15 protein-coding genes are annotated in these 13,990 nt (G+C 69.1%); 12 read left to right on the top strand and 3 right to left on the bottom strand.

Features of this window, described 5'->3' with window-relative positions; translation table 11 throughout:
- Position 1: 1 nt before the first annotated feature.
- The 11 genes from ACFUJR_RS27710 to ACFUJR_RS27660 all read left to right on the top strand — a co-directional run bounded on the left by ACFUJR_RS27710 (position 2) and on the right by ACFUJR_RS27660 (position 10,406).
- The gene (locus ACFUJR_RS27710; protein WP_383175237.1) at positions 2-286 is read left to right on the top strand and encodes a hypothetical protein; all 285 of its coding nucleotides are present in this window, start codon (positions 2-4) and stop codon (positions 284-286) included.
- Positions 283-2,250: a phage tail tape measure protein gene (locus ACFUJR_RS27705; protein WP_383175234.1), complete on the top strand. Its 1,968-nt coding sequence runs from the start codon at positions 283-285 to the stop codon at positions 2,248-2,250. Before ACFUJR_RS27710 ends, ACFUJR_RS27705 begins: the two co-directional genes overlap by 4 nt.
- 3 nt (positions 2,251-2,253) lie before the next feature.
- Entirely contained in the window at positions 2,254-5,619 is a 3,366-nt protein-coding gene (locus ACFUJR_RS27700; RefSeq protein ID WP_383175231.1) for a hypothetical protein, read from the top strand.
- Positions 5,620-5,632: 13 nt separating this feature from the next.
- Positions 5,633-6,067 carry a hypothetical protein gene (locus tag ACFUJR_RS27695; RefSeq protein ID WP_383175228.1) on the top strand — a complete coding sequence of 145 codons (435 nt, stop codon included), beginning with the start codon at positions 5,633-5,635 and terminating at the stop codon, positions 6,065-6,067.
- Positions 6,068-6,132: 65 nt separating this feature from the next.
- Positions 6,133-6,360 (top strand): hypothetical protein, encoded by a 228-nt coding sequence (locus ACFUJR_RS27690; RefSeq protein ID WP_383175225.1) that lies wholly within the window; start codon positions 6,133-6,135, stop codon positions 6,358-6,360.
- Entirely contained in the window at positions 6,360-7,265 is a 906-nt protein-coding gene (locus ACFUJR_RS27685) for an N-acetylmuramoyl-L-alanine amidase (protein ID WP_383175222.1), read from the top strand. The genes ACFUJR_RS27690 and ACFUJR_RS27685 overlap by 1 nt, the downstream gene beginning before the upstream one ends.
- A gap of 14 nt (positions 7,266-7,279) precedes the next feature.
- Positions 7,280-7,639: a hypothetical protein gene (locus tag ACFUJR_RS27680; protein WP_383175219.1), complete on the top strand. Its 360-nt coding sequence runs from the start codon at positions 7,280-7,282 to the stop codon at positions 7,637-7,639.
- Positions 7,640-7,680: 41 nt separating this feature from the next.
- Positions 7,681-7,956, top strand: a complete 276-nt coding sequence (locus tag ACFUJR_RS27675) for a hypothetical protein (RefSeq protein ID WP_383175263.1) — start codon at positions 7,681-7,683, stop codon at positions 7,954-7,956.
- A 126-nt stretch (positions 7,957-8,082) separates the two neighbouring features.
- Positions 8,083-9,336 carry a helix-turn-helix domain-containing protein gene (locus tag ACFUJR_RS27670; protein WP_383175216.1) on the top strand — a complete coding sequence of 418 codons (1,254 nt, stop codon included), beginning with the start codon at positions 8,083-8,085 and terminating at the stop codon, positions 9,334-9,336.
- 88 nt (positions 9,337-9,424) lie between these two features.
- Positions 9,425-9,898 carry a hypothetical protein gene (locus ACFUJR_RS27665; protein ID WP_383175213.1) on the top strand — a complete coding sequence of 158 codons (474 nt, stop codon included), beginning with the start codon at positions 9,425-9,427 and terminating at the stop codon, positions 9,896-9,898.
- A gap of 355 nt (positions 9,899-10,253) precedes the next feature.
- A complete protein-coding gene (locus tag ACFUJR_RS27660; RefSeq protein WP_383175211.1) occupies positions 10,254-10,406 on the top strand; it encodes a hypothetical protein in 153 nt (50 codons plus the stop codon).
- Positions 10,407-10,453: 47 nt separating this feature from the next.
- Here the strand turns inward: ACFUJR_RS27660 and ACFUJR_RS27655 are convergent, their stop codons facing one another.
- Both ACFUJR_RS27655 and ACFUJR_RS27650 read right to left on the bottom strand, forming a co-directional pair.
- Entirely contained in the window at positions 10,454-10,690 is a 237-nt protein-coding gene (locus ACFUJR_RS27655) for a helix-turn-helix domain-containing protein (protein ID WP_383175208.1), read from the bottom strand.
- Positions 10,691-10,795: 105 nt separating this feature from the next.
- Positions 10,796-11,545, bottom strand: a complete 750-nt coding sequence (locus tag ACFUJR_RS27650) for a hypothetical protein (protein WP_383175205.1) — start codon at positions 11,543-11,545, stop codon at positions 10,796-10,798.
- 693 nt (positions 11,546-12,238) lie between these two features.
- Here ACFUJR_RS27650 and ACFUJR_RS27645 point away from each other — a divergent pair.
- Positions 12,239-12,508, top strand: a complete 270-nt coding sequence (locus ACFUJR_RS27645) for a hypothetical protein (protein WP_383175202.1) — start codon at positions 12,239-12,241, stop codon at positions 12,506-12,508.
- Between the two features lie 74 nt (positions 12,509-12,582).
- Here ACFUJR_RS27645 and ACFUJR_RS27640 read toward each other — a convergent pair whose 3' ends face one another.
- Complete coding sequence (locus ACFUJR_RS27640; RefSeq protein ID WP_383175199.1) at positions 12,583-13,866, bottom strand: tyrosine-type recombinase/integrase; 1,284 nt, start codon at positions 13,864-13,866, stop codon at positions 12,583-12,585.
- Positions 13,867-13,990: the final 124 nt, after the last annotated feature.

Below are 13,990 nucleotides of genomic sequence, written 5' to 3'. Positions count from 1 at the left end.
AGTGCTGGAGCGGTTCTCCGAGGAGGAGATGATCCGGCTGATCGCGTACCAGAACCTCTACGGACCGATCGGCCCCACCCGGTTCGACCTGCTGTTCGCCCGGCTCGGCATGGACGTCGCCGCCCCGCACATGAAGAAGGGCCAACGGCCCCGCCTGAAGGACCACCTGGTCCAGTGGAATCGCGCCGCCCGCCCCCGCAGGAGCGGCCGCGAACTCCTGTCCGTCGTCAAGGGCCTCCAGGCCACATTCACCAAGTCCGGCAGACAGGAAGGGCGTAACCGATGACCATCCTCGACGAGCTCCTGGTCCGTATCGGCATGGACTCCTCCGGCGTCGACCAGGGCGTCGAGGAGACCACCAACCGGCTCGACGGCCTCGCCGCTCCGGCCGCCGCCGCGGGCCTGGCCGCCGGAGCGGTGTTCGCCGCGGGGATCGCGGCGGCCATGGACATCGCCGAGGCGCAGCACCAGCTGCAGAACTCGCTGAACCTGACTGAGGCGGAGGCCGAGCGTGCCGGCGGCATCGCGGGCGACGTCTTCAGCTCCGGGTTCGGCGAGTCCCTCAGCGACGTGTCCACCGGCCTCGCGTCCGTCACCAGCGCCATGGGCAAGCTCGGCGACTTCACCGACGCCGAGCTGGAGGACATGACGAAGAAGAGTCTGGCGTTCGCCAAGACCTTCGAGATCGATGTCGCCGACGCGTCCACGGCGGCCGGGCAGCTCATTAACCAGGGCTTGGTGAAGGACGGCACAGAGGCGTTCGACGTCCTCACCCGGGCCGCGCAGACGCTGCCGAAGAGCATGGTGGCCGACCTGCCGGCGATCGTCACGGAGTACGGCCAGCACTTCAAGCGGATCGGCCTGGACGCCTCGACCAGCTTCGGGCTGATGTCGCAGTTCGTGAAGGCGGGCGGCCGCGACATCGACCAGGCCGCCGACGTGCTCCACGAGTTCGCGCGCATCACCTCCGAGGAGACCGACCGCGCCAAGGAGGGCTTCAAGGCCCTCGGCCTGAACGGCACGAAGATGCTGGCCGACATCGGCAAGGGCGGCAAGCCCGCGGCCGACGCGCTGCAGCTCACCCTCGACAAGCTCCGCGGAGTGGAGGACCCCGCGAAGCGCGCGCAGCTCGGCGTCGCACTGTTCGGCGACATGGCCGGCGAGGCGGCCGACGCGCTGCTCGCCATGAACCCGGAGACCGCGAAGGCCGCGTCGGGAATGGACACCGCGGCCGGCGCGTCCAAGAAGCTGACCGACAGCATGCAGGCCTCGCCCGCGCAGCAGATGGACGCAGCGATGCGGACCCTGCAGATGACGCTCGGCGAGGCTCTGCTCCCGGTCGTCAAGGAGGTGTCCCGCTTCATCACCGAGCACAAGGACACCATCAAGGAACTCATCCCGATCGTGCTGATCGTGATCACCACGCTGGGGCTGATGGCGGCCGCGATCTGGATCGTGAACATCGCGATGATGGCCAACCCCATCGGCCTGATCGTGGCCGCGATCATCGCCCTGATCGCGATCATCGTGATCCTCGTCCTGAAGTGGGACTGGGTGAAGGCGCAGCTGCTCGCCTACTGGGAGATGATCAAAGACAACGTCGAACGGGCCTGGGGCGCCATCGCCGACTTCTTCAAGTGGGTGTGGGACAAGATCGTTCAGTGGGTGCGGAACGCGATCCAGAACACCAAGAACGCCATCGACCGATGGAACCCGCTGCCCGCGATCCGGCGCGGCTGGGATGCCGTCTCCAGTTGGTTCCGGACCACGTGGGACAACATCAGCAAGTCGGTGTCCGACGCCATCGGCCGCATCAAGGGCTTCTTCACCAACATGTGGAGCGGCCTCACGAGCGGACTGAAAACCTCGCTCAACGGGGCGATCTGGCTCATCAACAGCGCCATCGGCGGCATCAACACCCTGATCTCCGGCGCGAACCGCATCCCGGGCGTCAGCATCCCCTTCATCCCCTTCATCCCGTACCTGGCCGAGGGCGGTGTCACCACCGGCCCCACCCTCGCGATGATCGGCGAGGGCCGCGAGCAGGAGGCCGTCCTGCCCCTGTCCAAGCTCGAACAGCTCATCGCGATACCGACCGCGATGGCCGCACCCTCCACCGGCAAGGTGCAGCCGGTGCAGGTCCTCATCACCCCGTCGGTCGACTCCGGCGCCTTCCAGGACGCGTTCCAGTACGAGGTGCGCACCAAGGCCGGATCCTCGGTCGCCCGCTACGCAGGAGAGGACGAGTAAGCCATGGTTGCCCTGCCGCCGCCGGATCTGCTGGAGCTGTTCTACGACGGCCAGTGGAACGCCCGCACCGGAGACGTCCGCGCTTCGGCCGGGGTCGCCATGTCGCGCGGGGTGAAGGCCGAGGGAACCAGGGCCGAGCCCTCGTCGGCCGACATGCTGCTGAACAACCGGCACGGCGACTACAGCAGGAGGAACCCGACCTCGGCCCTGTACGACAAGATCGGGCCGAACACGCCGATGCGGTACTCCGTCGACGCCGGACACCCCTACCTGCTGCTGCCCGGCGACACCACCTCGGCGCTCACCACCCCCGACGATGCCGTCCTCGGCGTCACCGACCTGGACCTGCGCATCGAGGTCGCCCTCGACGACTACTCCGTCTCCAAGGAACTCGCCTCCCGGTTCTCCACCACGGGCGACAACCGTGCCTGGTCCTTCCAGCTGCCCACCCTGCGCCCTCAGCTGTCCTGGTACCCCGACGGCACGTTCGCCAGCCAGAAGGTGGCGAACGCCCCCGACCCGCTCCCCGACCTGCCCCGCAAGCGCATCGCGCTGCGGGTCGTCCTCGACGTCGACGACGGCTCCGGCGGACACCTCGTCTCGTTCTACTGGGCCCCCACGATCAACGCCACCGTGTGGAACTCGCTGGGCACCGACTCCGACGGCGCCGGCACCACCACCCTCATCGACGGCACCGCCGGCCTGAGCCTGGGCACCAACACCGGAATCGTCGGCAACGGCGTCAACGGCCGCGTCTACGCCCTGCAGCTCTACGACGCAGCCACCAGCACCCTGAAAGTCGACCTCGACTTCTCCACCGCACAAGCCGGGGACACCTCCTTCACCGACCCCGGCGGCCTGGTGTGGACCGTGGCCGGATCCGCGGCCCTGGCCAACCGGCACATCCGCATGGCGGGCGAAGTCCCCGCCTGGCCCCCGGAACTCGACCCCTCCGGCAGCGACCGCACCGTCCCCATCACCCCGGCCGGGATCACCCGCCGCCTCGGCGCCGGGAAACGGCCCCTGGAGTCCGCCCTGCTGCGCTACATCCGCGCCGCCTCCCCCATCGACTGCTGGCCCCTGACCGACGGACAGCAGTCCACGGCCGCCACCTCCCTCGTCAACGGCGCCGTCATGACCCCGTTCTTCTCCCTCGGCGGCCCCATCACGTGGGCACAGGGCCAGCTGGCCGAGTGGGTGGAGCCGGTCCTGCAGGTCCCGGCGGGAAGTGACGCCACCATGCGCGGCCAGCTGCCCGACAGCATCGCCGCCGCCTCCGGCTGGTCGGCCGAGTTCGTCGTCGCCTCACTCCTGGAGGGCAGCGTCAGCCTCCAGGCCACCGACCGGGGCGCGGCCAGCGACGCGGACAACCGCCTCGCCTGGAACGTCTCCCTGGAGGCCGACACCGATGAGATCTTCGTGGACGTCGCCGCGATCGGCGCGACGAGCTCGTCCGTCTCCGCGCTGGCCACCATCGCCTCCCCCGGCATCTTCGACGACCAGCCACACCACATCCGCCTCACCATCACCCCCCAGCCCGGCTCCGGCAACACCGCGTGGGAGCTGTTCGTCGACGGGACAAGCGTCGACGACGGCACCTACGCCGTCGTCAGCAAAGCCCCCCTCTCGGTGCGTGCCGGCTGGTTCCAGAACGCGGTGACCGGCACCACGCCCAGCATCGGGTTCGTCACCTGCTGGGACTCGACCGGCCCCGACGCCGACGACATGTACGACGCCCTGTTCGGCTTCCAGGGCGAACGCGCCGGCGACCGGTTCCTGCGCCTGTGCGCCGAGCAGGGCGTCCCGGCCGTCCTGCACGGCGACACCGCCGACACCACCGCGCTCGGCGTGCAGCAGCTGGAAACCTTCCTCGACGCGCTCGCCTCCATCGCCCGGGCCGACCACGGCTACGCCCTGGAGCAGCGCGACGAGGCCGCCCTGCTCTACCGGACCCGCACCACGCTGTACAACCAGGACCCGGCCCTCACCCTGGACTACTCGACCGGAGTGATCTCCGCGCCGTTCAAGCCGCTGGACGACGACCTGCGCGCCGAGAACGACGTCATCGTCCAGCGCGAGGGCGGCACGTTCGGGCGGGCGTCACGCGAGACGATCGCCGAGGGCCCCAAGTCGGTGGAGGCCATCGGCCGGTACGACGTATCCCACGACCTCTCCCTCGCCGCCGACTCCCAGGCGCTGCAGCACGCCGGCTGGCTGCTGCACCTGGGGACCGCCGACGGCCTGCGCTACACGCAGATCACTCTCAATCTCGGCAACCCGCGCGTGCAGGCGCTGGCGCGGGACATCTACCTCGCCGACGTCGGCGACAAGATCCGGCTCACCAGCCTGCCCGACGACCACGGCCCCGACGACATCGACCTCATCATCCGCGGCTACAAGGAGACCGTCAGCGAGACCAAGTGGCTGATCACCTTCAACTGCACGCCCGCCGCCCCCTACGACGTGCTGCAGCTGGACGCCGGCGAGTACTCCCGCCTCGACACCGGCGGCTCCGAGCTCGTCTTGGGCATCGACACCACGGCCACCTCCCTGCCCGTCGCCACCACCGGACTCGCCCTGTGGACCACCGACAGCGGTGACCTGCCGTTCGACATCGCCATCGGCGGCGAGCGGATGACCGTCACCGCCGTCACCGGAGCCGCGCAGGACACCTTCACCCGGAGCGTCGCCAACGGGTGGGGCACTGCGGACTCCGGGCAGGCGTGGACCAGGGCCGGCGGCTCGGCGGCGGACTTCTCCGTCAACGGAACCGTGGGGCAGCACTCGATCGCCACACTGAACGCCCCGAGGTCGACCACCATCCCGGTCGCCTCCGCGGACACCGACACCGTGTTCGACTGGTCCCTGTCCGTGGTGCCGACCGGCGACAACGTGTTCATCAACGCCATGGCCCGCCGCGTGGACGGCAACGACTTCTACTACGCGCGCGTGCAGATCGCCGCCGGCGGTGCGATGACGCTGACCATCCGCAAAATGGTCGCGGGCGTCGACACCCAGCTCGCCACCTACGCGACCGGGCTCACCTACGTGGCCGCCACGCTGTACTCACTGCGCTTCACCCTGACCGGCGACACCCTGTCCGCGAGCGTCTGGCCGGCCGCCAACAGCGAGCCGCCCACCCCGCAAGCCACGGCCACGGACACGTCGTTCACCGCTGCCGGGCTCTTCGGGTTCCGCACACAGGCGGGCGCATCGCTCACCAACACGCTGCCGATCACCGCGTCCATGGACAACCTGACCGCCACCCCGCAGCTGATGACGGTGACCCGCTCCGCCAACGGCGTCATCAAGAGCCACAGCGCAGGCGCCAAAGTCGGCCTCGCCAAGCCCGTCGTCCTGCCCCTGTAAGGAGGAACCACCCGTGGTCTACGTCCCCTTCACCGCCGGGCAGAAAGCCACCGCCGACCTGCTCACCACCCAGCTCATCGAAGAGATCATGCCGTGGACGCTGTGGTCCTCGATCGGGTCCTTCGCCACCAACTTCTCTGCCAACGTCGGCAACCCGCCCATGATGCGCAAGGTGAGGATCCTCGGCGTGGAGCGCTGGGAGTACACCGGCCGCATCCAGGTCGCCACCCTGACCGCGAACGTCGACACCCTCGCATTCACCTTCAACACCGGCTACCGGCCCGTGGCCGAGCAGGGCTGGCCGCTCCTCGGCGCCGCATCCGCGTTCTACAGCGTGCGCACCACCCTGCAGACCAGCGGACAGCTCCGCGTCGGCGTCCCCACCGCCGCCGGCGCAGGCACGAACGCGATCATCCTGAACGGCGCCTACATCGACGACCCGCTCTGACCCCACACCCCGCCACCGCCAGCCCCGCGCCGCCGGCCGGGGCTCTCGTCATTCCTGGAGGCCCCGTGTCCCCGCATCATCCCGCCGTCGCCAGCCTGCTCCGGCACTTCGCCCACGACCACCTGCCCGAGCCGCTCCAGTCGGTCAGCCGCCCATTCGGCGACCTCGCGCACGGCCTGGCCGACCGCGACGACCTCGACGGCCCCGAACTCACCGTCGCCCTGCGCAAACTCCTCGAGGCCAAGGACTGCGCCGTACGGGCCGCGCTCCCCGCACCGGACAGGACCACCTGATGGCCACACCCATGACCCCCGACCAGTGGATCGAGGCCCTGCGCGCGGAGGGCGTCACCGACATCGTCGAGATGCCCGGCTGGCGCACCCACAACCGCGGGCAGCGTGGCGACGGCTGGGGCGATGTCCACGCCACGATGGTCCACCACACTGCGGGCGAGGGCCCGGGGATGCCGGCCTACGTCTTCAACGGCTCGGCCGACCTGCCCGGCCCGCTGTGCCACGACTTCCTTGCCCGCTCCGGCCGCCTCTACCTCGTCGGCAACGGCCGCGCGAACCACGCGGGCATGGTCGCCCGCAACGCCTACAACGCGGTCCTGAACGAGGAGAGCCACCACCCCGAGCCCGGGCCCGACGAGCTCGACGGCAACGCTGTCTCCTACGGCCTGGAGGTCGAGAACGACGGCTCCGCCGGCCGCGCGTGGCCCGCGAAGCAGTACGACGTCGCCGTCCGCGTCCAGGCCGCCCGCTGCCGCTTCCACAACTGGTCCGCGGACAGCGTGTGGGCCCACAAGGAAGCCACCCGACGCAAGCCGCTCGACCCCCGCCGCGACATGGACGACTTCCGCAGGGACGTCGCCGAGCGGCTCGAGCACCCACCGGGCTGGAACCCCGGCACCACCACCCCCGAGGAGGACGACATGGACCCGGTCGACGTGTGGGCGTACACGGGCAAAGGCGTGTCCCGTGACGCGTACTGGCACCTGCGTGACACGAACACGCTGGCGCTGCAGGCCCGCAACGAGACCCGCAACGTGGCGGCCAAGCTCGACGCCCTGAAGGCTCCCGAGCTCACGCCCGAGCAGCTCGACACGCTCGCGGCCAAGGTCGCCGCGCACCCCACCCTCGCCGAGCAGATCGCCGAGCTCGTCGCCACCAAGCTCGCCACCCGCCTCGCCAACTGAACGGAGCCCCCCTCGTGAACCTGCTCGCTTCCCTCCTGCGTACCATCGTCCCGCTGCTCGCCGGATGGGTCCTGACCGTGACCGGCGCCCTCGGTATCGACGTCGACTCCACGGCCGTCGCGGGCGGCATCACCGTCGCCGTGACGGCCGCCTACTACGCGCTCCTCCGCCTGGCCGAGGAGGCCGCCGCCCGCATCGGCTGGGAGCCGCTCAGGCTCGTCGCGGGACTCCTCCTCGGCTGGGCCCGCCCGCCCGAGTACCAGGCACCCACAGGAACCGTGCCCGTCCGCCTCCGCCTCGACAAGGAAGCCATGCACACGGACTTCGTCGAGGCTCTGCGCCGCGCGGGCCGGGACGTGGAAGGCCGCCTGTGACGCCGACCGAGTCGGGACAGGTCGCCCTGGAACTGGAGAGAATGCACGGCACGATGAAGGAAGGGTTCGCCCGCGTCGACGGCGCCCTCGCACTCCTCGTCCACCGGTCCGACCAGACCGACCGCGCGTTGGGTGAGCACCGTGACGCGCTCACGGCCGTCGAGAGCCGTGTGGACACGCTGGAAGCTGTCGCGAAGGCTGCGGCGGACCACGGTCCGCGTATCTCCTCGGTCGAGCGGCTCGTGTGGATCGGCGTCGGTATGGCGACGCTCGGTGGTACGGCTGGCGGCTGGGCGATCAGCTTGCTCACGAACTGACACCACGCCCCCTGTCTGGCCTTCGGGCCGGGCAGGGGGCAGTTTTCTGCGTTCTGGATCACACGACAAGAGCCTTGCCCCATACCCTGGTAGGTGTCGAGGCTGACCAGAGATAGGGGCAAGGCCGTGTCATTCGATGCTACCCCGGACCCGTACGCAGACCCCCTGCGATTCGGGCAGAGAATGCAGATCCTCCGCCAGCGGCGCGGCATGACGCAGACGGTGCTCGCCGGCCTCATCGGCAAGTCGCTCGACTGGGTCAAGCAGGTCGAGAGCGGGCGCATCGAGGATCCCGGCCTCGGCACAGTGCTGAGGACCGCCGAGGCCCTCAGGGTCCGGGACCTCTCCGAACTCACAGGACGCACCGACATGCCTGCTCCTCTCTTTGCTGGCCCCGGCCACCCGCGGCTCGCGGCCGTCCGCGCCGCGGTCGACGCCCTGCCCTTCGGCGCCCCTGTGGCGGCCCCGCCCCGCGCCGAGCACCTTGCAGCGCGGCTCGCCCTCGCCTGGAAGTCCAGGCACGAGGCGCCGAACCACCGTGAGATCGTGGGCGGCCTGCTCCCGGGACTTATCCGGGACGCGCACCTTGCTGTGCAGTACGCCGAGGCGCCGGCCGAGTGGCGCGCGGCGCAGGCCGTGCTGAGCGAGGTCTACAGCCTCAGCCAGTTTTTCCTGGCCTACCAGCCGGACGCGTCTCTCCTCTGGCGGGTGGCGGAGCGCAGCATGGTTGCCGCCGCCCAGTCCGCCGATCCGCACGCCATCGGCGTCTCCGCCTGGCTCATGGCGCAGGCGCACCGAGACTCCGGGCCCGACCACTACGACGCCGCCGACGCCGTCACCGTGCGGGCCCTGGAGCACCTCACCCCGCTACTCGCGGACGCCGACGAGAGGGTCCTCGCCATCGCCGGGGCACTCCGCTTCGAAGCCGGGTACACCGCGGCCCGTCGCGGGAGGAAAGGCGCAGCGTGGAGCCACTGGAGCCAGGCCCGGAAGATGGCGAATGCCCTGCCTGCGGACTACTTCCACCCCGTAACCTCCTTCTCCCAGGCCATCATCGGCGCGCACGCGCTCACTGTGGCCGTCGAGCTGCACGCGGGCCCGGAGTCCGTACGGCAGGCCGCGCGCGCAGACGCCACGACGATCCCGTCCCGGCCGCGCCGGGCGCGGCACCGCATCGAGGAGGCCCGCGGCTACCAGCTCGACGGGCAGCCGGACGTCGCGATCGCCACGCTGGAGAAGGCGCACGAGGCCGCGCCGGAGACGATTCGGTACAACGGCTACGCGAAGGCGCTGATCCTGGAGGAATGCTCGGCGCGGCCTGCCAGCCGTCGGCGCCGGGCGTCTGAGCTGGCCGTGAAGGTGGGCCTGTTGGCAGCCTAGGGCGGGGTGGAGTTTCCTACACCCTCCCATCGTGGGGCGCGCCTACCGTCGTTGATACCGCAGGTCACGGCGACGGTAGGGAGCGGCCATGCGCGAGCAGATCGAGCACGACAGAGCAGACGAACCCGCGTCCGGGGTCGAAGTCGACTTCGCAGGCATCCTCCTTCATGCGTGCGACGTGTTCGAGGAGCAGGCTGAGGCCGCCGCCGAACACGACATCGCCGAGGCGCTCGCGCTGCGGCACCACCCCGGAAACATCGCCCTCGCGGACCTCACCGACCGGCTGCTGTCCCGCTGCGAGGGGCTGTCCGGCGGCGTCGAGGGAATCCCCGCCGCCGAGCGGAACGCGCGCGCGGCCGGGGTCTTGAAGACCTGGGCGGCGCTGAAGGAAGACGGACCCGACGATGGTCCGCTTGGCACCTGGTCGTACACCCGGCATCTCGCGTTGACGGCCCGGGTGATGGTCCGCGTCCTTCGCGAACGCCGCGCCTCACAGCAGGCGATCGGCGCCGCCTTCATCGGCCGGACCAACATGCCCCCGCTCGCCCCCGACGTCCGGTGAGCGACGAGCGACGGCAGCTCGTGTACTGCCTCGTCGTGGCCGTACTGCTGATCACTATCGGGATCGGCATCGCCACCCCCTGATCGCCCGTCTCGGTCAGCCGTCCCCCGTACGGGTGGCCGAGGCGGGTCAGCACAGCGCACCCGCGGCCGACGCACCACGCTGGACCGAGACCTAAGGGAGATGATCCGCATGGAGCACAGGCCGCCGTCATGTCCGCGATGCCCGGCGCAGCCGGCCCTTTGGAAGGACACCACCACCGCCATTCCGGCCGCGCCGGACAGGTGGCGATGGTTCTGCACCGGCTGCAAGGGCTACTGGGCGCCCACACCGACCCAGAAGGAGAGGTTCACCCATGGGACACCAGCAGGATCACGCCACGCCGTGCGGTAGGCAGTTACCCGATGGCGGCCAGTGCCCCGGCACACGGTCGACCGTGTACGTGTACGACGATCACGGCAACTGCATCTCCCAGCAGATGTACAACTGCAACGTCTGCGGCCAGTAGCCGCAAAGCACCGCCCCGGCCGGACCGGCCCACGCCGCAGGCGGGGGCTACCTCACGAGCTCGGCGAGCGGCACGTTCAACACGTAAGCGATCCGCAGAAGGACTGTCAGGCTCGGGTTGGCACGGCCGGCCTCGATGGCTTGCAGGGTGGCGCGATCAATCCTGGCCGCCAGATAGACGCGCTCCTGGGTCAAGTTCTGGTGGAGCCGTACGGACCGGAGCTTGACCCCTATCGCCCGTTGGCGCTCGTAGATCCATGAGTCGTCGTCAGGCAGTTCTCGCACCCGGTCAACGGTTGACCGGGTGCGATCACTTGTCGGCTGAATAAAATCAGCATTTTTTGATCTTCAAGCGCGCGAGTACACCCCGCCGCCGAGAGATTCAGCGGCCTATGGCAGCTTGCGCTCCTCGGTCCCCGCCCACCAGATCATCACCTGGTAGGTCGAGCGCATACCCAGAGAACGCCGCAAGGCCGCCAGCTCCCGGGCAATCACGCGCTCACTCCAACCCGAGCGCTCGGCGATCTGCTGCTGCCCATCGCCGAGTTCCATACAACGAAGGATGTCCCGTTGCCTCGCCGTACTGACTGCCCCCGCCGCGTTGGCCCGCGCCTGGTTCCACGGCGTTGCCGCCTCCCAGGCCTTAGCGAACACCTCGCCGGCCCACGACACCGAGGCGATATCAGTCACATGCCAGCCAGCGTCAGCTTCGGCCGGAACGACCGAGTTGCCCACGAACAGGTGCCGTCCGTCAACGATGACCATGCGCGGCGGCAACTGTCGCCCGACGCGGACCTCGCCCCCGACGGACAGAAACGCGTCCGCCAACTCGACGGTCACCTCATGCTCGAGTGCTGCTGCGCTGTACAGGTAGCGAACCCGAGCGCCCCGTTCGAGAAGGGCACGGTCGCGCCTCACCCCGCGCCACTGCACTTCAGGGTCCCGATCCACCGGATCGGCGGGCTGCAGAGTGAGAAGCTCTGTCGACGCTCCGGCGATGATGTGCTCAATTCGCTCGTTCATCAACTGCTTAGAGTGGACGAGCTCGGACGCCGTACCTCCGAACATCCGGTTGGCGTTGTATACGCCGGAGAGGGCTTCGATATCGGGGATCCGCTCCATGCGGGTGGCCAGCGCCATGAGCTCTTCCCGTACTGCGCCCAGGAGCGCGTGAGCAGCCACACGGGGATCCCGAGCCACCTGGCGACCCTCCACCCGTTCAACGAGACGCAAGTCCTCCAGGCGGGCTACAGCCGCCTCGTCGGCGGACCCCGCCCCGGTGACGATCGCCTCGTACGCCTCAGCCTCGGAGTCCGTCAGGTCCCCCTTGACACTGCGCCCCGGTTCCATAACACCGCTCCTCGCGCTCGTCTGGATTCCGCCGGGCGGAAAGCCGCCCGTTGGAATGGCTTGGAACTTGCCCTATGCACATGACAGCCTACGTTCAGCTAGAAACTTGCGGAAGCTTGTTCGATTACTGGTTGAATCTGGGAGGGAATCATGAAGAGGATGATCGTGCGTCTCACCACCGTGGCACTGCTCGCGGGCGCTGGCGCGCTCACAGCCGCGTCTGCGTCACACGCCGATGATTCTGGATGGGGAGCGCCTCCAGCCGCCGAGCACGCACCAAGCGCCGCGCCCCTCGACAGCCCGACGCCGAGCTCCTCGGCCGGGTCGACGGCGAACGACTCCGGCTGGGGATAGGCCCTCGCCCGCACGACGGTCGCTCGCCCACCACGCCCCACTTGGCGGGCGAGCTCACAGACAGGCCCAGCGCACAGCGCACGGGGGGACACTCACTGAACCGGCAATCCGGGGATGGGTGGGATATAGGTGACGGAGCTCATCCGCGTCATCGTCCTGGGGGTGATCGCCACTGGCGTGATCGCCCTGTTCGCACTGATCAGGTCGCTGCACCGGCAGATCGACGACCTGCGCACGGAAGTGGCAATCGCTCGAATCGAGGGGGTGCTCAGCGGCACCCCGACCGCACCTGTTGCGGCCCCTGCCCCACGCGAACGCCTCCAGCAGGGCGTGTGCGTGCTCGCAGGAGCCGCGGTCGGCGCTCTTACGACGGCGGCGGTCTGGCTGGTTTCAGGCTGACACAACACCACGACGCCCCTGCAGCCCTGACCGCTTCTCGCGACCGCGCTGCAGGGGCGTCGACGTGCCTCGGGCTACGCGACGTCCACAGAACGGAGCTTGGTCCGAGAGCCTGCGAGCGCCGACTCAATGGTCTCCATGGCATCATCGTCCGCCTCGGGCAACAGATGGCCGTAGAGGTCGCTCGTGGTCTTGATCGACTCGTGGCCAAGGCGCCGTTGCACGTAGGTCAGGGGGTGCCCGGCGGAGATCAAGGCGGCCGCATGGGAGTGCCTCAGGTCGTGCGGAGTCGGGTTCTTGTAGACGGGCAGCACGCCGGCTTTCTTGGCCTTGCGGACCGCGCGCTGCCACCGGTCCCCGAACGTCGAGTAGTGCAACCGCTGGCCCTCGTCGCCAGTGAAGAACAGGCCGTCGTCCTCGAGTTGCTCGACGCGTCGCAGTTCCTCAAGGGCCTCTACCACTGTGGCGCTCACTCGGATGGTCCGCCGCCCGCGCTTCGACTTCGGCATTCCGATGTAGTAACCGCCGTTTCCGTCCTTTTTCCACGCTCGGTGCACCTGAAGGCGTACGCGAGCCGTGCCGGCGTCGAGAACACAGAAGGGCGCCAGGGCTGTGATCTCGCTGTAGCGCGTGCCCGTGCCGTACTTGACGTCCAGCATCAACTGGTCCTGGCGGAGGGTGAAGTGCGCTCTGATACCAGCGACCTCTTGGGGGGTGAGGAACTCGATGTCCTCGTCGTCGCCAGCAGTTCCTCCGTCGTCTGCGCGCGGCAGGACGGTTCTCTCACAGGGGTTACGCGCGCGCAGAGGCGGCTCGGCCTGGACGGCTTCGTTAAGGATGCTGGAGAGCAGCCCGTGGAGATTGCGGATCGTCTTCGGGGACATCTTTCGGTTGAGCGGCCCCCGGCCCTTGCGCACCTTCGTCTGCTCCAGGATGCGGACCCACCCTCGAACGGTGTCGCTGCTGAAGTGCTCGGTGCTGCGGACGTCGCACTCACCAAAGGTCGGGAACACGTACATCTCAAGCTCGCGCATGCACGCCTTGCGGTAGTGCTCCTCGATACCGGTCTTGAGTTCGATCACCCGAGTGGCGTAGGTGCGAAACCGATAGCGGGTCTCATCGTCGGCAGCGTCGGCAACGATGTACCCCTGGCCCTTGACCCAGCCCGCCGGCCATCGCTGCCCGGCCTCGTCCACAGCCTCCTTGAAGAGGTCGGCTGCGGACTTGCCCTTGTCGTCTCCATCGAACTTCTCCGTGGCCCACTGGGGGTCGCCGCTGCGGCGTCCCGCGTCACGCCACTTCACCTGATAGCTGGTGATCTCTCCAGCGCGGTTCTTCCGCGCATGCACGCTCGCCATGCTGGGACCGTAGCCCAACGCGTTCCCAATGTGTTCCCGCACGGGAAAAGGATCACGGCGGAAACCCGCCATACATGCAGGTAGATCGCTTGCGTGGAGCTGTGCCCGGAACCGGACTCGAACC

Origin of the sequence: Streptomyces sp. NPDC057271, assembly GCF_042668715.1 — a bacterium.
GTDB lineage: Bacteria > Actinomycetota > Actinomycetes > Streptomycetales > Streptomycetaceae > Streptomyces.
Note: the sequence above shows the minus strand (reverse complement) of the source record. Positions and strands in the feature narration are given on the sequence as shown.